Source organism: Shewanella corallii, assembly GCF_023349125.1.
Lineage (GTDB): Bacteria > Pseudomonadota > Gammaproteobacteria > Enterobacterales > Shewanellaceae > Shewanella > Shewanella corallii.
Genome location: NZ_JAKIKT010000006.1, coordinates 137348 through 155294, shown reverse-complemented (window position 1 = coordinate 155294; position 17947 = coordinate 137348). Strand labels below are relative to the sequence as shown.

Annotated in this window: 14 protein-coding genes; 9 read left to right on the top strand and 5 right to left on the bottom strand. The window is 52.4% G+C overall.

Features of this window, described 5'->3' with window-relative positions; all coding sequences use genetic code 11:
• Positions 1 to 36: 36 nt before the first annotated feature.
• Positions 37 to 1839 carry an aryl-sulfate sulfotransferase gene (locus L2725_RS15490; protein ID WP_249249751.1) on the bottom strand — a complete coding sequence of 601 codons (1803 nt, stop codon included), beginning with the start codon at positions 1837 to 1839 and terminating at the stop codon, positions 37 to 39.
• Between the two features lie 323 nt (positions 1840 to 2162).
• Between L2725_RS15490 and L2725_RS15485 the strand changes: the two genes are divergently transcribed.
• The 4 genes from L2725_RS15485 to envZ all read left to right on the top strand — a co-directional run bounded on the left by L2725_RS15485 (position 2163) and on the right by envZ (position 6992).
• The gene (locus L2725_RS15485) at positions 2163 to 3179 is read left to right on the top strand and encodes an HlyD family secretion protein (RefSeq protein ID WP_249249750.1); all 1017 of its coding nucleotides are present in this window, start codon (positions 2163 to 2165) and stop codon (positions 3177 to 3179) included.
• Positions 3176 to 4687, top strand: coding sequence for an MDR family MFS transporter (locus L2725_RS15480; protein WP_249249749.1), 1512 nt, complete (start codon positions 3176 to 3178; stop codon positions 4685 to 4687). Before L2725_RS15485 ends, L2725_RS15480 begins: the two co-directional genes overlap by 4 nt.
• A 254-nt stretch (positions 4688 to 4941) precedes the next feature.
• Positions 4942 to 5667 (top strand): osmolarity response regulator transcription factor OmpR, encoded by a 726-nt coding sequence (ompR, locus tag L2725_RS15475; protein ID WP_248936877.1) that lies wholly within the window; start codon positions 4942 to 4944, stop codon positions 5665 to 5667.
• Entirely contained in the window at positions 5664 to 6992 is a 1329-nt protein-coding gene (gene envZ, locus L2725_RS15470; RefSeq protein ID WP_248936876.1) for a two-component system sensor histidine kinase EnvZ, read from the top strand. Before ompR ends, envZ begins: the two co-directional genes overlap by 4 nt.
• A 56-nt stretch (positions 6993 to 7048) precedes the next feature.
• Here the strand turns inward: envZ and L2725_RS15465 are convergent, their stop codons facing one another.
• The gene (locus L2725_RS15465; protein ID WP_248936875.1) at positions 7049 to 7522 is read right to left on the bottom strand and encodes a peroxiredoxin; all 474 of its coding nucleotides are present in this window, start codon (positions 7520 to 7522) and stop codon (positions 7049 to 7051) included.
• A gap of 133 nt (positions 7523 to 7655) precedes the next feature.
• Positions 7656 to 8408 (bottom strand): class I SAM-dependent methyltransferase, encoded by a 753-nt coding sequence (locus L2725_RS15460; protein ID WP_428985294.1) that lies wholly within the window; start codon positions 8406 to 8408, stop codon positions 7656 to 7658.
• A gap of 263 nt (positions 8409 to 8671) precedes the next feature.
• On the opposite strand from L2725_RS15460, the gene L2725_RS15455 reads away from it, so the two are divergent.
• The 3 genes from L2725_RS15455 to L2725_RS15445 all read left to right on the top strand — a co-directional run bounded on the left by L2725_RS15455 (position 8672) and on the right by L2725_RS15445 (position 13273).
• Positions 8672 to 10942, top strand: a complete 2271-nt coding sequence (locus tag L2725_RS15455) for an OmcA/MtrC family decaheme c-type cytochrome (protein ID WP_249249747.1) — start codon at positions 8672 to 8674, stop codon at positions 10940 to 10942.
• Between the two features lie 149 nt (positions 10943 to 11091).
• Positions 11092 to 12342, top strand: a complete 1251-nt coding sequence (locus L2725_RS15450) for a winged helix-turn-helix domain-containing protein (RefSeq protein ID WP_249249746.1) — start codon at positions 11092 to 11094, stop codon at positions 12340 to 12342.
• 88 nt (positions 12343 to 12430) lie between these two features.
• Complete coding sequence (locus tag L2725_RS15445) at positions 12431 to 13273, top strand: 23S rRNA (adenine(2030)-N(6))-methyltransferase RlmJ (protein WP_249249745.1); 843 nt, start codon at positions 12431 to 12433, stop codon at positions 13271 to 13273.
• Positions 13274 to 13515: 242 nt separating this feature from the next.
• Here the strand turns inward: L2725_RS15445 and L2725_RS15440 are convergent, their stop codons facing one another.
• A complete protein-coding gene (locus tag L2725_RS15440; protein ID WP_248936873.1) occupies positions 13516 to 14181 on the bottom strand; it encodes a lytic transglycosylase domain-containing protein in 666 nt (221 codons plus the stop codon).
• A 554-nt stretch (positions 14182 to 14735) separates the two neighbouring features.
• Between L2725_RS15440 and L2725_RS15435 the strand changes: the two genes are divergently transcribed.
• A complete protein-coding gene (locus L2725_RS15435; protein WP_249249744.1) occupies positions 14736 to 16349 on the top strand; it encodes an AbgT family transporter in 1614 nt (537 codons plus the stop codon).
• 447 nt (positions 16350 to 16796) lie between these two features.
• Positions 16797 to 17354 (top strand): phosphodiesterase, encoded by a 558-nt coding sequence (gene yfcE, locus L2725_RS15430; protein ID WP_249249743.1) that lies wholly within the window; start codon positions 16797 to 16799, stop codon positions 17352 to 17354.
• 46 nt (positions 17355 to 17400) lie between these two features.
• Here yfcE and L2725_RS15425 read toward each other — a convergent pair whose 3' ends face one another.
• Positions 17401 to 17865: a DUF1203 domain-containing protein gene (locus L2725_RS15425; RefSeq protein ID WP_249249742.1), complete on the bottom strand. Its 465-nt coding sequence runs from the start codon at positions 17863 to 17865 to the stop codon at positions 17401 to 17403.
• Positions 17866 to 17947: the final 82 nt, after the last annotated feature.

The window sequence follows — 17947 nt, the reverse complement described above, 5'->3', positions numbered from 1 at the left end:
TTAAAGCCGGTTTTTTTTGCGTGTATTCCCTGGGAATTATTTCAGCATTTCAGCCGGGCGGATCACCTGGGCGCGATAGCCGGTGGCAAACAGGTCATGGCTGTCGATATCAATACGCACTGCCGGTTCCTTCTCACCATATCTGTGCTCAACCAGAATCGAGTGCACTTTACCTGTGGTGTCATCCAACTTCATATTGCCGTAACCACCGCCCAGCCCAAACAGGCCCGCTGAGGCGAAGTAGCTCATCATGCTGTTTTTATCAGCCTGGTACTTCACAATCGAAGTCACCGGGGAATAGCCGTCATAGCCCAGCTCATCCTTGCCATACTCCCACACCTGCTGAACTGTCATCTTGTCTTCGTCAATCTTGTACTCCACTGCCCGGCTGTACTTGCCGGTAGGGAACATAGGCTGGGCCAGATGACGGCCATCACCATTGTCGAATACAGTCCAGGTGCCCTTCTCATCCACCTTGTAACCTGTGTGCGGCGTGTAGGAGAAATCGAAATCAGTGCCGCTGCAGAAACCACGTACAGTACAGGTCAGGGGGTTGCCTTTAGCATCAACCGGTGTCAGCAGCTTTTCTGCCAGTTTTCCTTCCCAGCCCATATAGGGGCTCAGGATCCACTTAACCTCTTTATCGCGGCCAATCTTGATCACAGCCGACTGATGACGGGAGGTCACAATAATGCTGTCATCCACAGGGTCATAATCCACGGCGTTAACGTGAGCCCAGTTACGGCCGGTTTGTACGCCATGAATATCGCCATAAGGCGCCTTTCTCAGTTCCTCTTCGGTAGACACTTTGCCCGCCTGCTTCAGGTCGATATTCAGGCAAACGGCACCTGCGTCCAGCGACAGCAGGGCCGCATCACGCATAGGGTCCAGAATCTCATTCAGGTCCCAGTAATCCACCAGCCTACCGTTGGCGTCCACCTCGACAATGTGATCGCGAACCGTATTGACCACCATGCCGTCGGCGCGGGTGTAATCTTTGGCAGCAACCCGCAGCAGGAAGTTACCGTTCTCCACCTGAATACCTTCATGGGAGGCATCGATAAAGTTACCCGGCAGGGAATGGGAAGCGATCATGCGTCCCATCAGGGTCATATGTTTCCAGCTTTGTCCCTGAACCCACGCCATGTTGCCATCATCGGTAATGTTCATACCCATGGCATAACCGGCATCATCATAGTTTTTAGCGTTATGGGTGGTGTAGGGATTCATATACCAGCGAATGTCACCGGCAGTATCGATAATAAAGAAACCTGGCTTGCCATCCCATGAGAAGGCCCCAGGGGCGGCCGGGTTGTTGTGCATCAAAGGAGATGCCTTGCCGTCAGCATTGGTCCAGTTCAGAAAATAGAGGCGATCCTTAAACTCAGGGTCCACATGTTTTACCGTTACCTTGGGCGCTTTAGCCCACTGAGACTCAGAAAAGCCCATGTCCACATCCGGCGTCATCATCCGGTATTCATGGGATTTACGCTCGCCCTTCTCAGACCAGCTCACGGTAAAGGTGTTGAGGTAATCAGGGTACAAACCAAACACGGGTACGCCGCCTTCATCCATCACCCGGATATCAGACACCTTATAACTGATCGGCACGCCTGCTTCGCCTTTGGCATGTACTGTGACTTCAACATCTTTAATCTTGTGTCCACCCAGAGTGACCAGTGCGGTCAAAGGTGCATTCTCATAAGGGTTGTGGATCAGATATCCCAAAGGCGCATCGTCTGCAGGCATGGGTTTCATGCCGGTCAGCGCAGCCAGAGAGTGACCGGAAAAAGACAGGGCCAGGGTTAGAAGGCCAAGACGACAAAGCGGTTTGAACATGGATAACCTGCTACTCAGAATCAAATTCGGCGGCAGTATACCCTCGCTCCACTGAGCCCCCCAGCATCCTGATCACCAAATGTGAATCAGCACAGGAAACCGACAATCACCATGGTGCAAACGGTCAAATTGCTCAACAAAGATGAACTTTTTCAGTTCAGCCCGGTCACCCTGCCCCAGCAGTCCACTTAAAACCTCTGGTAAATCAGCAAAAAACTCCATGAACAAAATTTAAGCTGCCCTTAACCCCGTGACTATGGGCATTCTGCTACTTTTTTAACTTTCCCGCCTTTTACTTCCTACTCAATACTCAGGGGTATCAAATGACCCAAGCCGGTTCCAAAATCGCCCGTAATTTACTGGTTCTGGCCCTGCTGGCCGCTCTGCTCGCCACCGCCGGATATTTCTACATTAATCATCAGGAGCAGTATCCCAGTACAGAAGATGCCTATGTCCATGCCAATGTCCTGTATGTAGCACCACAGATCAGTGGTGAGGTTATCCGGGTCAATGTTGAGAACTATCAGCACGTCAACGCAGGAGACCTGTTGGTGGAGATCAATCCGGCGCCCTATCAGGCAGCCTATGAGCAAGCCAAAGCAGCCTATGAGGTTGCAACTCAGGAGAACAAGGCAACAGACGATGCCATTCTGGCCGCCAGTGCCAACGTCAACAGCACTGTGGCCCAGCTGACCGATGTGCAGCAAAACTACCGCCGCACCATGGATCTTGTCAGCAAAGGCCTGCTGCCACAGCAACAGGGTGACGATATCAAGGCTCAGCTGGCCGCCGCTCAAACTGCAGTAGAAGCCGCACGTGCCAAGATGTCTCAACTGATCACCCAGCAGGGTGCCAAAGGCGATGAAGCCCCTCAGGTCAAACAGGCTGCGGCCGCGTTATCAAAAGCGACACTGGATCTTTCCTACACCCATATCAGCGCGCCACACAGCGGTAATCTGGGCAAGGTCAGCGTTCGTCCCGGCAGCGTAGTCGCGCCGGGTACCGCCATGATGCCATTGGTTGAAGACAACACTTTCTGGGTCGAAGCCAACTATAAAGAGAGTGCTGTGGGTAAGCTCAAACCCGGTATGAAAGCGGACATAGTCTTGGATATGTATCCCAACGTGACCTATGAAGGTCAGGTGATTGCTATCTCCCCTGCCAGCGGTTCCTCTTTTTCTCTGCTGCCTCCGGAAAATGCCACAGGTAACTGGGTCAAAGTGCCACAACGTTTCCCTGTCAGCATCAGTATTCAAACCCTGGCCGGGGAACCGGCATTACGGGTTGGTGCCAGTGCCGAAGTGACAGTTGATACCCTGACCGGAACCAACAGCAAATGAACCAGAATGCTCCGGTGGAGGGTACTGCCAGACTGCTGATCGTATTGGCTGTAATGCTGTCAGCCATCATGGTGTTGCTGGATATGACCATTGCCAACGTTGCCCTGCCACATATGATGGGCGCGCTGGGAGTGACCTCAGAGCAGATAACCTGGGTACTGACCTCTTACTCCATGGCAGAAGCGATATTTATCCCTCTGGCCAGTTATCTGTCTCTGAAGTTTGGTATTCGTAACCTGCTGCTGGTGTCTGTGGCGGGTTTTATTACCACTTCAGCACTCTGTGGTCAGGCAGACACACTAACGGAAATGGTCACTTTCAGAGTGATGCAGGGGGCATTCGGCGCTTCTGTGATTCCACTGTCGCAGTCGATTATGGTGCAAATCTTCCCGCCGCAGGAGCGGGGGAAAGCAATGGCACTGTTCAGCGTCGGTGTGCTGCTGGGACCAATTCTCGGCCCTACCGTGGGCGGCATTATTACCGAATATATGGACTGGCGCTGGATCTTCTACGTCAACCTGCCGGTAGGTCTTCTTTGTCTGGCTCTGCTCTACTTTTTCGTCAAACTGGACGGCAAGGGTCAAACCTCAGTCGACTGGCCTTTGGTTATCGGCATGGCCATAGGTATCGGCTTGCTGCAGATGGTGCTGGACAGGGGTAATGAGTCCGGCTGGTTCAGCGACAATCTGATCCTTTTCTCAGCCATCATCTCAGCCATCGCCATTATCTTCTTTGTGACCCGCTCCTTTATGACCAAGGGGGATATTGCCCCCATGTGGTTGCTGAAGGACAGAAACCTGGCCGTCTCCTGTCTTATCATGGCGTGCTTCTCCATGGGCATGTTTGGTATTACCCAGTTGCAACCCATGATGATGGAGCAACTGCTGGATTACCCAGTTGAAACTACCGGCTTTCTGATGGCGCCACGGGGGCTTACCTCAGCCATAGTGCTGCTGATTATGTCGCGCTTTATGGACAGACTGGATGCCAGAATGCTGATTCTGGTCGGTTTGTCACTCAATGCCGCAGGCACCTGGTTTATGACCCAGTACTCACTCAATGTGGATATTTTCTGGATGGTGCTGCCCAGTATTATTCAGGGCGCGGGAATGGGTTTGGTGTTTGCACCACTGAGCCAGCTTGCTTACGCCACCCTGAGCAAAGATGACACAGTTGGCGGCGCGGTGGTGTTTAACCTGTGTCGAACCATTGGTGGCTCATTCGGTATTTCCATCGTCAATACCTATTTCAGCCGCAGTGAACAGGCCAATTGGCACAATCTGGGGGCCACCCTGAGCCCTGATAACCCACTGCTTCAACAGGCTGCCGCGATAAAGGACACCACAATTACCGATCCCGGATTTATTGCCTGGCTCAGTCAAATGCTGCATCAGCAATCCACCATGCTGGCATTTGTTTATACCTTTGGTTTTATCTTTATCTCTTACCTGGTGTTGATGCCTTTGCTGGCACTGTTCAAGCCCAGACCCAAGCCTGAGCTCAGTTAACCGATATCCACGGGGAACCTGCGCTCTCCCCGTGGAAAGATTGTGCCCATGACTTCTATCAAGACTTGGTTACAATTTTTCCCGCTCACGACCACCAGCCAAAACCCATTAAAATCAATACAGTAACTTACTGACTTAGCGCTAAAGCCATAGCTTTTCGTCTACTGCCCCCCTGTCCCCTGTATTGCCGTTGCCAATAAAGCTATATTACTGAGATATTAGAGACTTAAGCTCAGCAAGTAACGGACATGCCCATGGGACAAGAAACCTCAAAAATTCTGGTTGTAGATGATGATATGCGCTTGCGCTCTTTGCTTGAACGCTACCTGGTTGAACAGGGGTATCAGGTTCGGGCTGCCGGCAACGCTGAGCAGATGGATCGCCTGCTGGAAAGGGAAAACTTTCACCTGCTGGTGCTGGACCTGATGCTGCCCGGTGAAGATGGCCTGTCTATCTGCCGCCGCCTGCGCCAGCAGGGAAACCAGCTTCCCATCGTTATGCTGACCGCCAAAGGGGACGAGGTTGACCGTATTATCGGCCTTGAACTGGGTGCCGATGATTACCTGCCCAAGCCATTTAACCCAAGAGAGTTGCTGGCAAGGATCAAAGCGGTAATGCGTCGTCAGATCCAGGAAGTACCGGGCGCTCCATCGCAGCAGGAAGAGATGATCACCTTTGGCGATTTCAGCCTGAACCTGGCCACCCGCGAGATGTCCCGTGGTGATGAGGCAATCGCCCTGACCAGTGGTGAATTTGCGGTACTTAAGGTACTGGTGTCGCACCCTCGTGAACCTCTGTCCCGTGACAAACTGATGAATCTTGCCCGTGGTCGTGACTACTCTGCGCTGGAGCGCTCCATCGATGTGCAGGTATCCCGCTTGCGCCGACTGATAGAAAACGATCCCGCCAGCCCAAGATATATTCAAACCGTATGGGGTCTGGGCTATGTCTTCGTACCGGATGGCAGCGCACGCAAATGATGGGAAAGTGGTGGCGGCAGTTTCTGCCGCGCAGCGCCTTCAGTCAGATTTTCCTGTTGATCGCCTGCCTGCTGTTGATCAACCAGATAGTCTCCTATGTGACTGTCGCCTTTTACTTTATTAAGCCCACCTATCAGCAGATCAATCAGCTGATCGCCCACCAGGTCAACTTCCTCTTCTATGATGGCGTCACCATAGACAGAGACAACCTGACCGTGGTTGATGCCCTTAATAACAAGATCCGTCAGGATGATATGAAGGTGTTCAACCTGCAGCAGGCCCAAAGAGCCGGGGTGGAGCGGGCAACCTACTACAGCACCCTGTCAGCACAGATGTCCGAGTATCTGGGTGGCAACGCCGAGGTCAGAGTCGATCAGGGTAAGCACTTTTATATCTGGATTAAGCCCCCACAGGAGCCATCAGTCTGGATCCGGGTGACTCTGACCAGCTTCAACGAATATGAACTCTCGCCGCTGACACTCTATCTGGTGGTGATTGGCGCGCTCAGCGTACTGGGTGGCTGGCTGTTTGCCCGCCAACAGAACCGTCCGCTCAAGTCACTGGAGAAAGCCGCGATCTCAGTATCCAGTGGCAATTTCCCGCCCCCCTTACCATTGCAAGGGTCAACGGAAATCATCGAGGTGACCAATGCCTTTAACCAGATGTCCCACAGCATGCATCAACTGGAACAGGACAGAGCCCTGCTGATGGCCGGTATTTCCCATGACCTCCGTACGCCGTTGACCCGTATTCGGCTGGCCTCGGAAATGATGGTTAAAGAAGATGAATATCTGAAGGATGGCATTATCAATGATATCGAAGATATGGATGCCATTATCGACCAGTTTATTGCCTATATCCGCCGGGATCAGAAACCCAACCTGCAGCCGGATCAGGTCAATCGAATCATTCAGGAAGTCGCGCAAGCCGAGTCGGCCCGCTGTGACAATATTGACCTGGAGCTGGCCGATTGTCCGGAAGTGCCTATGGCTCCCATCGCCATTAAACGCGTGGTCAGTAACCTGGTAGAAAACGCGCTGAGATACGGCAATGGCTGGGTTCGCATGAGTACTCAACACCTGCCGGACAGAGTTGGCTTTTGTGTTGAGGACGACGGCCCAGGCATAGACCCTTCCCAAATCGAAAATCTGTTCCAGCCATTCACCCGAGGTGATACCGCCCGGGGCAGCCTGGGCTCAGGCCTGGGACTGGCGATTATCAAGCGGATTGTGGACATCCACAAAGGTAAGGTTGTGCTGACCAACCGTCCCGAAGGCGGCCTGCGCGCACAGGTTTGGCTGATGAAGAAGCCAAGGGTTGATTGAGTTGAACACATAAAAAACGCCCCGCAATCAGCGGGGCGTTTTTGTCAGAAGCTGTTTTAAAGTTGCGCCAGCACGTATTCAGCCTTGCTCACTTCAAAGCTCTTGGCCTGCTCTATGTTGAGCTTCTCAACCACACCGTCACGGACGATCATGGCATAGCGAACCGAACGCACACCACCGAAGCTGCCAGTGTCCATTTCCAGACCCAGTGCCCGGGTAAAGCTGGCATCTCCATCGGCCAACATGCGCAGCTCACTGGCATTGTGCACCTTACCCCAGGCGCGCATTACAAAGGCATCGTTTACCGCCAAACAGACGATCATATCCACGCCCCTGGCTTTGAGCTCATCTGCCAGCACCACGTATCCGGGCAGGTGAGCCTCGGAGCAGGTTGGGGTAAAGGCGCCCGGTACCGCAAACAGTACAACAGTCTTACCGGCGAAAAGTTCGCTGGTATTCAGATTTTGCATCCCCGCTTCCGTTAACTCAGTGAGTACGGCATCAGGTAACTTGTCACCTTGAGCAATCATGGCAGAACTCCTTTGGTTGGTTACCAAAACAGCATAGCCGGAAAACCACGGAACAAACACAGTGGATCAGTAAGGACTTAACCAGAGACAGACCACCACTTTTGGCGCAGGCAACAAAGCCAATAAACCTGTGTCAGGACTTCATTGCGGCTTTGACATAAACATCGAAGCGGTTTTTCTTGGTGGCGATAACTGCGCTTGGCTTCACCCCATCCAGGTCTTCGGCATAGTCAGGGCGTTTAACTACAACTCGCTTACCCGCCAGCGTCAGAGCCGGTCCCAACAGGCCATCGGCATCCAAATCAGCGCCTACCAATGACTGGAATACCCGCATCTCTTTTTTCACCAGCGCGGACTTTTCGCGATGGGGATACATAGGATCCAGGTACACGACATCCGGTGCCAGTCCCAGCTCAGGCAATGCCTCCAGGCTGGATGCATGCACCATAGACAGCCGCTGCTGCAGCCAATCGCCAATCTCGCTGTCTTCATACCCGCGACGCAAGCCATCTTCCAGCAGGGCTGCCACCACAGGATGACGCTCAACCATGATGACCTTGCAACCTAGGCTGGCCAGCACAAACGCATCACGACCAAGGCCGGCGGTGCCATCAACCACGCTTGGGTTTTCACCCTGCTTCAGACCTACCGCCTTGGCAATCGCCTGGCCACGTCCACCGCCAAACTTACGCCTGTGAGCAACTGCGCCGGAAACAAAATCGACAAAGATGCCGCCAAGCTTAGGTTCATCCCGCTTTTTCAGGGTCAGGCAATCGTCCTCAAACACCAACTCAAACAGTGCCTCGGTATCAAAAGTCAGCTGCTGACGGGCGCAGATATCTGCAATACGGGTATCAGATGAATCGAAGAAAATGCTCTGGGTCACGGGATAAAAGTTTCAATCGGAAAGTGCTCATATTATGCCTGCGCCAGGAGAGATTGACCATCCGCCTAACGCGCCTCAGGTCTCTCACTCACTGGCTTTTCACATCTCAAAAGGCCCTCAAAAAACCTCAAACCCGCTGATTTTGCCCCAATCGGATTGAAAAAAGCTCACTCAACCAGCTGCTTCACAACAGGCACCGCCGGGATTTCCGACAATCCCCTCATAGCTGCCGGTCAATAGCCGGAGGCCAAAGGAGATGATGAATGATGATAACCAAAACCAAACTCGCCATGGCGATTCTGCCAATAATGCTGCTCAGTGGCTGTGGCGGAGAAGATGGTCAGGATGGACAACCCGGCGGGCTGGTCAGCACCACAGCCAAAACCCTGTCACTGGAAGTCGCTCAGCCACAGATCAGTGACGGTAAGCTGTCGCTGGAGTTCAGTGCCACCAACGAACAGAATTTAGGCGTGATCAATATTGACCATATCAAACTGGATATGGCGCAACTTATGCCTGCAGTGGACGGCAACGCCAGCGCCTGGCAAACCCTTAATCGCGAGCTTTGTAATCAGGCAGAGTCCTGCGCTGGAAAACTCACGGACAAGGGTGATGGTAATTATCGCTACGAGATGACGACGGCACTGACCGGCGTTAACGGCGTTGAATTTAACGCTGAGTTTACCCAGAGACTCAACCTGACCGTAATGGCGTCAGATCTGCTGCCCCAGACCTCCAGCCTGATCGACTATATGCCTGACGGCAGTGAAGTCACAGATAATCGCGCCATTGTGGACGCCAGCCAATGTCTTGCCTGTCATGACGATATCGCATCCATCAAACATGGTGGCGATCAGCTGGAGAACTGTGCAGCCTGCCATACCGGCAACAAGATGGACGATGCCAGCAAGGTTTGGCCTGTACTGGCCCACACTGCTCATATTGGCGTCAGCCCAGAGCCTGTAGGCAACTGCCAGACCTGTCATGCCATGGATACCAGCGCAGAACTGATGCAGGGCCTGAACTGGCAACAGGTGCCCACCCGCGAAGCCTGCTCCAGCTGTCACGATATGACCAAGAGCCCGGTTTACGACCACAAGACCCAACTGGATAACAGCCAGTGTCTGACCTGCCACCAGCCTCAGCACACTGAAGATGTGCACTTGGGTAAGTACCTCAAGGCTCAGGCTGAAGATCAGCGCGGCCTGATCAGTGTCGACATGCGTGAAGCCAAACTGGTTGAGGAAAATGGTGAGCACTACGCCATGGTCAGCTTTGCCCTGTTGGACAAAGAGGGTCAGGAGATTACTCTGCCTGAAAACAATCCGGCCAATGCTGACTGGATTGTGAACCTGCAGTTGTATGTTAACTGGGGAACCTCAGTGGACTTCACCAACTCCCGCGGTTACACCATCTATGTGAAGAGTAACAAGAAAGATATCACCCAGGATGGCAGCGACGGCATTACCCCTGCCGGTGAGCGTGCCCGTACTCCTCTTCATTCAGCTGAAGGTAATGTGTTTACCTACAAGCTGGGACCTGTTGTGGTTGAAGACACCATTTCCGGCAGCACTCTGGATGATGCAGGCTTTATCTCTGACCGCCTGATCTTCTGTTTCGATGAAAACCAGCAGAGAGTGAAGTGTGGCAGTGCCGGTCATGCGAAAAATGCCGCCTGGAACAACCGTTGGTTCTTCACCAAGGATGGCCTGACAGATGACCCCTTCTATCAACGCCCTGCTATTGTCAGCAACGCCAAATGCGGCAGCTGCCACGGCTATGATGAGATCCGTGACAATACCCAACTGGCCTGTCGCAGCTGCCACAGCCAGCCAACTGAGATCAACAAAGAGCTGGCCAACACCACCTGTTTCTCCGGTCATGACCACGGCCCCAACGGCGAGCACCTGCGTCCGTTTGAGATGAAACAATTCAAGCCATCAGGTAAACCCGGTTTTATCAGCTCTACCGCTGATGTGGTTGACCCTTGTTTGGCCTGTCATAACCCAAACACCCCTCCGACTCAGGCTATCCGCGAGATGCACACCAAGGCCGGTGACTGGGATTACATCGAGCAGCTGACCGTCAGCCACCCGGATCACAAGGTATGGATGCACTCACTGCACACCAACCAGCGTGCCACCCAAAGTGACGAAAATGGCGTACGCAGCATTGATTATCCTGCCGACAAGGCCAACTGCTACCGTTGTCACGAAGGGGATACCTTCGGAGTTGAACGACTGACTGAACGTGGCCGCCCGCTGGCGCTGGATCTGGACTATAACCCTGACTCCCGTGCCCACCCAGCCACTGACATCACAGTAGATGCTTACACCTCGCCAGTGTCCGCAACCTGTTATGCCTGTCACGCCAACACCACCAATGGTCAGGGCGAGCGCGTCATCAACAAGAGTGTGCGTGCCCATATGGAGCAGCATGGCGGTCGTTTCGGTGTGTCAGCTGATGAACTGGAAGTCGAGTCCTGTGCCGTTTGCCACAGCATCGACAACCTGAAGCAGGTTCACGGAATCTAATTCCTAACTCCTCCCAAGCAAACAGGCCTTCATAGTGAAGGCCTGTTTTTTCATCGCGTTGGGTCAAATTTTCAAAGATAAGCAATTGAGTCTGCTAAAACCGGAAAAATATAATCCAGAGTTCTGATAACACTTTGTGGGTAAAGCCAGTGCAGCTGAATAAAGATTGCAGATTGGAAGCGGGAAAACAGCAGCTGATATTCAGCCGCTGCAACGAACCAGTCTCTTTGAGCTTTGCCGAAACAGCCATTCTTGAATGTCTGCTGCGACACCAGGGCGAAGTGGTATCTAAAGAAGCGTTGCAACAGGCGGGCTGGCCCGGCCGGGTCGTAGCCTCCTCATCCCTGATGCAATGCATCAGTCAACTGCGTAAAAAGCTGGAGTCAGAGCAGGATATTGAGCTGAAGACCATCCCCAGGCATGGCTATGCCCTGCACCTGAGTAGTGACTTCAATCCTCTGCAACCCAATGCGCCTGACCAATCGACCTCGAAAACAAAGCTGTGGTGGTTATTGCTACCAGCGCTTCTGACGGTCGCCCTGCTCATCTTTTGGCAACGTCCAGTCATTACGCCTGTGTGGTTGTCATCTACTGCAGATATCAAGGTCAACAATACTTCTGCCCATGTGCAGGTATACCGTACACCGGATATGAAGACGCCTTCCGACAGCCAGTTGCAATCATTGGCGAATCAACAGATCACCCCAGAGCCCAATTGGCAGTCGCCCTTCGACAACTATCAGGGGTTCGCCCTGCTCAGTGCTGACAATCAGAGCTTTGCCCTCTGTCCCAATTATCAGGGCAGTCAGTGCCCCGGAGATAAGTTGATCAACATCAGCAGTGACTCACTTAAAGGCGGCCATGTTGAGCTGTCAGATTTTCTCGCCACCAAAATCCGTATGGAGCAGAAAACCTATAACAAGCTGTTACTGCCTGAGTTAACCGCCTCAAGCGGTGAGCTCAAAGAAGAGGTTTACCACGCCGATCTCTATTTCAAGATTCAGGATCACTTGCTGGTACGCAGTGATTTCCGTATCTCTCTGGTGCATCTGGAGCAGGATTCAGGTCTGTTTTACTTTGCCGCCTGCGTGACAGATGAGGCCTGTTCCAGCTCCCCTATTCGCTTCGAGATCCGCGGTGACTTCAAGCAGAGCCACCAGCAATGGCAGGGACAGAAGATTGATATCTTTACTGTGGATATCAACAAGACAGAGCTGAGCTCGCCCAACGCTCTGTCTGCAGCCGCCCAGAGCCTGTACCTGACACTGCGTAAACAACACCTGACCCAGGAGCAGATGACCTTCTATCGCCTCTATCAGGATGATGACACCTCTGTCTGGCTGGTACCTCTGCAACAATACAATATGGTGTGGATGCAAAAGCTGGAACTGCATTACTGAAAAGCATCTGGCTTGCTGCTGTTACAAAGCCTTTGCTGTGGGATTCGGGTATACTCTGGCCAATTTAGACTTCCCGGAACCAACCACAATGCTGAGTTACCGCCACGGCTTCCATGCCGGCAACTATGCCGACGTTGTCAAGCACACCATGTTGCTGCAAGCAATTAAGTCGCTGCAAAAAAAGAACAAACCTTATGTGTATATCGACACCCACGCCGGTGCCGGTGGTTACAGTCTGCAGGATGATTTTGCTCAGAAGACCGGAGAGTACCTGGATGGCATAGCTAAAATCTGGGGCCAGACAGATCTGCCCGAACCCCTGGCTGACTATGTCGAGGCGGTAAAAGCATTCAACACTGAATCGGACGATCTGGATTACTACCCTGGCTCACCGGCATTTGTGGATATGACACTGCGGGAAAAAGACCGCATGGTACTGCACGAACTGCATGGTACCGACTACCCAACTCTGGCTCAGGGCTTCGCCGGTGACCGTCAGGTTAAAGTGCTGAACAAGGATGGTCTGGCGGGTTTGATTGCCGCAGTTCCGCCGATTGAACGTCGTGGCCTGATCCTTATCGACCCCAGCTATGAGATTAAATCTGACTATCTGGATGTGGCCGATACTGTGATTGACGCCTACAAGCGTTTTGCCACTGGTATATACATGATCTGGTATCCGGTAGTTGACCGTGACCGTACTGAGGCTATGTTTGACCGCCTGAAAGCAAGCGGCATTCGCCGCCAGCTGCGTATCGAACAGGGGGTTCGCCCTGACACCAACGAAAAGGGTATGACTGCTGCCGGTCTGTGGATAATCAACCCACCATGGCAGCTGGATGAGCAAGCCAAAGCCACTCTGGATTATCTGGATGCCAAACTGAACCAGGGTGGCGGTTTTACCCGGATTGAATGGGAAGTGGGCGAGTAAGCCAAAAGCGAGAACTAGCCTGCAGCTGTTCGAGGACGCTTCGCTGCGAGAGCAGGAACAAGTTCCCTTCTAGGACGCCGACAAGTCGGCTTCGAGAAGGCGAGAAAAAGCATACCAAATTCCCCTAGCAGCAAATCTCCGATTTGCGGTCTCTAATGCCGCAGGCCGCTCTGGCGTTGAGCGCAGCGAACGTCCTGGAAACAACGAAGTTGTGCCCTGGAAGGCGCAGCCGCCCTGACACCTTATATCTCATTACGGTATCGTTTTAGCAGTATCTTGACCCGCTCCACATAGGCGCGGGTTTCTGCGAACGGCGGAATGCCCTGATATTTCTCCACATTAGAGGGTCCGGCATTGTAGGCGGCCAGCGCAAAGTCCAGGTCACCATTAAAACGGGTCAGCATTTTAGACAGGTAAGCACTGCCGCCCTGGATATTGGCATCGGCTTCAAAGGCATTGCTGACACCCAGCTCTTTGGCTGTGGGTGGCATAAGTTGCATCAAACCCATGGCGCCACGACGGGACAGCGCCAGAGGATTAAAGTTGGACTCTGCATGGATAACGGCACGAATAAGCGCCTTGTCGAGCTTATGGGTGTTGGAAGCCTGTTCAATGGCATGACTGAATCTGTGGGTTTCCAGTGCCAGACTGCGCCAATCTACTTTGGAGTCAGGCTGACAGGCAAAACAGTCAAACAGCAGGATCTCAAACTGGCCGTCCCCTGGCGGCTGATCACTGAACACTACGCTGCCATCTGCCTTATAGTGTCGATAAACCTTTAATTTATCTTGATTTCCGGTGATACCCTGCTCAGAAAAACGGGCAACAATGACCGGCTTCTCCGCCGTTGATGCCACGGCTCCCTGGCATACCAGCAGTGTCAGTATCCATAGACAAGGCGCTTTCAATCATCCCTCCAGTTAAGCTGTGATTTTTTAACCACCCAGACAAGAGTCTCGCGGTTAAACAGGCATAATCCCTTGTTGACAAAGCAGTTTTACAGCAATTCTCTAGCCATTGCCGCTAAGAGTGCCAAATCTTGTCCGAGCTGCTGCAAAATCGGTCAACGCCTGCAAATATCCACTTAATATTCAGCAGGTAACATCAAAAACCAAATGGTAATTATTGAGCAGTATGACACTGACGCAGTTAAAAAACCGCTAATTTTCAGCAAAATAATTATATAAAATTCAAGCCTGATACAAATTTGCAGTTAAATAACTAAAAATTTTAACTTTATACCTTTAACCCATAGTGTCCTGTGAGTATTATGGTTCGCCGGGACAGGGTAGCCCTCAGCCAAAAAAGCACAATAATCCGCAGCTGATGGTTTGGTCAGACCCCTCTTAAGTCAGGCTTAACACGACAAGTTTAGCCTTTCACCCACGGGCACTGAGCAGAAAATGCCGCGCCCGGACTCACTTGTCCCGTGAAAATAATTATTAGAAGTCAAGGAATCAGCATGAGTTTACCCTCCAACCAGGGCAGTGCCGCACCGGCCTCTTCGCCCACAGACCTCAGCAAAAAAGGCTGGTTTATCAAGTTCCTCAACATAGTTGAGCGCCTGGGTAACCTGTTACCCCATCCCATTACCCTGTTCGCCATGTTCTGTCTGGCCGTCATCCTGATTTCAGGTGTAGCAGGTTATTTTGAGCTTTCCGTTGTCGACCCCCGCCCTGAAGGCGCAGCCGGTCGTAGCCCTGACGGTCTAATCCATGTGATCAGCCTGATGAATGGCGAAGGTCTGCGGATGATCGTCTCCAACCTGGTGACCAACTTCACCGGATTTACCCCACTGGGCACAGTTCTGGTGGCCCTGTTGGGTGTGGGTATTGCCGATCGCTCCGGCATGTTGTCAGCGGCTATGCGCCTGCTGGTTATCGGCGCTTCCAAACGTCTGGTAACTGTAGTTGTCGTATTTGCGGGTATTGTTTCCAACACGGCTTCTGAGCTGGGTTATGTGGTACTTATCCCCATGGCGGCCATGATATTCCACTCGCTGGGACGTCACCCGCTGGCCGGTCTGGCGGCAGCATTTGCCGGTGTATCCGGTGGTTATAGTGCCAACCTGCTGCTGGGTACCGTTGACCCACTGCTGTCCGGTATCACCGAAGCTGCTGCCCAGATGATCGACCCTGATTACATCGTTGGCCCTGAAGTGAACTGGTACTTTATGTTCGCCTCTACCTTCCTGGTATCTATCATGGGTGCCGTGGTCACCGAGAAGATTGTTGAGCCCAACCTGGGCAAATACAACCCGGAAGACGCAGCCATCGACCTGTCTGCCCAGCAGATGGAAACTGTTACCCCTGAAGAAAAACGCGCCCTTAAGCTGGCAGGTCTGGCTGCACTGGCTGTGACTGTGGTCATTGCCGCTCTGGTTGTGCCTGAAGGTGCGCCTTTGCGTAACCAGACGACCGGTGATGTATCCGGCTCGCCTTTCTTGAAGGGCATTGTGGCCTTTATCTTTATCGGCTTTGCCATCCCCGGACTGGTATACGGCAAGGTGATTGGCGTATTCAAAAAAGACAAAGACATCATCGATGCCATGTCTGAAAACATGAGCTCAATGGGCATGTATATCGTGCTGGTGTTCTTTGCTTCTCAGTTTGTTGCCTTCTTCAAATGGACCAACCTGGGTGCAGTAATGGCAGTAGCCGGTGCCGATGCCCTGAGCGCTATCGGTCTGACAGGACCACTGGTATTCGTTCTGTTTATCGCCATGTGTGGCATCATCAACCTGTCGCTGGGCAGCGCTTCAGCCCAATGGGCAGTGACCGCACCTATCTTCGTGCCTATGCTGATGCTGATTGGCTACGCCCCGGAAACCATTCAGGCGGCTTACCGTATTGGTGACTCTGTCACTAACCTGATCACCCCAATGATGAGCTACTTCGGACTTATTCTGGCGGTGGCCTGTCGATATAAGAAGGATTTGGGGATAGGCACCCTGATCGCCACCATGCTGCCATACACCCTGGTGTTCTTTGTTGGCTGGGTAAGCTTCTTCTTTATCTGGGTGTTTGCACTCGGCTTGCCTGTCGGCCCTGGCGCAGCAACTTACTACACGCCTTAAAGCCCGATTAATCAGATAGTTATTAATCAAACAAAAAACGCCCTCCCATGAGGGCGTTTTTAATAAACGAAACACTTTAAAACTAATCACCACGAAGGACACAGAGAACACGGCGAATATGACAAAGTCATACGGTCATGAGCGAGAACCAAGGAAGGTGAACTGGCTCAAGTCCAGGGACGGGCTTGAAAAAGCAAAAGCCTAATCCTATTCGACGGCAATGTTCGCAAGCGCCACGTCTTCGTGCCCTTCGTGAAGCGCAGCGCCTTCGTGGCTATAACCTTATCCGAAAGAAAACAAGCAAAACAAAAAACAACTAACACAAAGATCTTAAAAGCATTTTCTCAAAGGCTCTTTGGCTTCGCTTTCCCTTCGCTTTCAAAGGCCTTGCAAAGGTGTTTACCGGCGCTATATTGAGCCCCTAAATCTCCATTCCGGCCCCTTGTTATGACCCTGTTTTTTGCCTCCGATCTTCACGGTTCCCTGACCGCCACCGAAACCATGCTTGATAAGTTTGAGCAATCCGGTGCCCGCTATCTGGTCCTGCTGGGCGATATTCTTAACCATGGCCCACGCAATGCGATTCCTGAAGGTTATGCCCCTGCTGAGTTGGCCGAACGCCTGAACCAATATGCCGACCGTATTATCGCGGTGCGCGGTAACTGTGACAGTGAAGTGGACCAGATGCTGCTGGAGTTTCCCCTGACCGCCACTTACCAAAATCTGCTGCTGCCGCAGATGCGCCTGTTCCTCAGCCACGGTCATATCTATGGCCCGGACAAGCTGCCTAAACTGCTGCAGGGCGATGGCTTTGTATATGGTCACACCCATATTCCGGTAGCCGAATACAAAGAGGGTATTCTGCATTTCAATCCCGGCTCCACCACAATTCCACGCAATGGTGGTCGTGCTTCCTATGGCCTGATCAGCGAGACTGAGTGTCAGGTACGGGATCTGCAAACAGATGAAGTGATAGCCAGCTGCAGCCTGCACCATTCCCTGTAAACAAGTCGCGCAAGCCTGATAGTTGTCAGGCTTGCCATTAATGCGTTTAAGCCCTCACCACTGCACAACTAAAACAGCCGGGACCCGCATTGTGGATGTGGATATACTCGACTTGTGGCATTTCAAACAGTTTACATATCGAAACCTCGGTATCCACGCCAGTTGTCACCAGCGCGTCCAGCATGACTCCCTGGCTGTCGTAGGCTCGAAATGATAACTGACGATGTCTGAGCATAGTAGGCACTTCACAGTTCGACAGATTTGCCGTTAACGCCTTTTCTCTTACGAAAATGGGTCCGCAAGCCCTGTACGGGGAGTCGACCTTATGATGCCAATAGTTGATCACCAGTACCCTCTCACCCACCCTGGCATCCTCTAAAGACACCCGGCAAGGAAATCCGGGAGATGAATCTGCAATCATCCAGTAAGCGCCTAGTTCATCCAGCTCAGCGTCCGTCAACGCTGCAAAGCTATCGCCGTCCAAACCTCGAATTAAAAAATCTGTGAGCATCCTGTCATCTCCATCCAGTCAGTGGGATGACAGTACAGCCCATCAAGGAATGCCAACAACCGAAAAATAGACAATTAATTCC

What these genes read in the sequence shown, in the direction of transcription:
- L2725_RS15490 (WP_249249751.1), bottom strand. Translation starts at nt 1,839, where the DNA reads ATGTTCAAACCGCTTTGTCGTCTTGGCCTTCTAACCCTGGCCCTGTCT.
- L2725_RS15485 (WP_249249750.1), top strand. Translation starts at nt 2,163, where the DNA reads ATGACCCAAGCCGGTTCCAAAATCGCCCGTAATTTACTGGTTCTGGCC.
- L2725_RS15480 (WP_249249749.1), top strand. Translation starts at nt 3,176, where the DNA reads ATGAACCAGAATGCTCCGGTGGAGGGTACTGCCAGACTGCTGATCGTA.
- ompR (WP_248936877.1), top strand. Translation starts at nt 4,942, where the DNA reads ATGGGACAAGAAACCTCAAAAATTCTGGTTGTAGATGATGATATGCGC.
- envZ (WP_248936876.1), top strand. Translation starts at nt 5,664, where the DNA reads ATGATGGGAAAGTGGTGGCGGCAGTTTCTGCCGCGCAGCGCCTTCAGT.
- L2725_RS15465 (WP_248936875.1), bottom strand. Translation starts at nt 7,522, where the DNA reads ATGATTGCTCAAGGTGACAAGTTACCTGATGCCGTACTCACTGAGTTA.
- L2725_RS15455 (WP_249249747.1), top strand. Translation starts at nt 8,672, where the DNA reads ATGATGATAACCAAAACCAAACTCGCCATGGCGATTCTGCCAATAATG.
- L2725_RS15445 (WP_249249745.1), top strand. Translation starts at nt 12,431, where the DNA reads ATGCTGAGTTACCGCCACGGCTTCCATGCCGGCAACTATGCCGACGTT.
- L2725_RS15435 (WP_249249744.1), top strand. Translation starts at nt 14,736, where the DNA reads ATGAGTTTACCCTCCAACCAGGGCAGTGCCGCACCGGCCTCTTCGCCC.
- yfcE (WP_249249743.1), top strand. Translation starts at nt 16,797, where the DNA reads ATGACCCTGTTTTTTGCCTCCGATCTTCACGGTTCCCTGACCGCCACC.
- L2725_RS15425 (WP_249249742.1), bottom strand. Translation starts at nt 17,865, where the DNA reads ATGCTCACAGATTTTTTAATTCGAGGTTTGGACGGCGATAGCTTTGCA.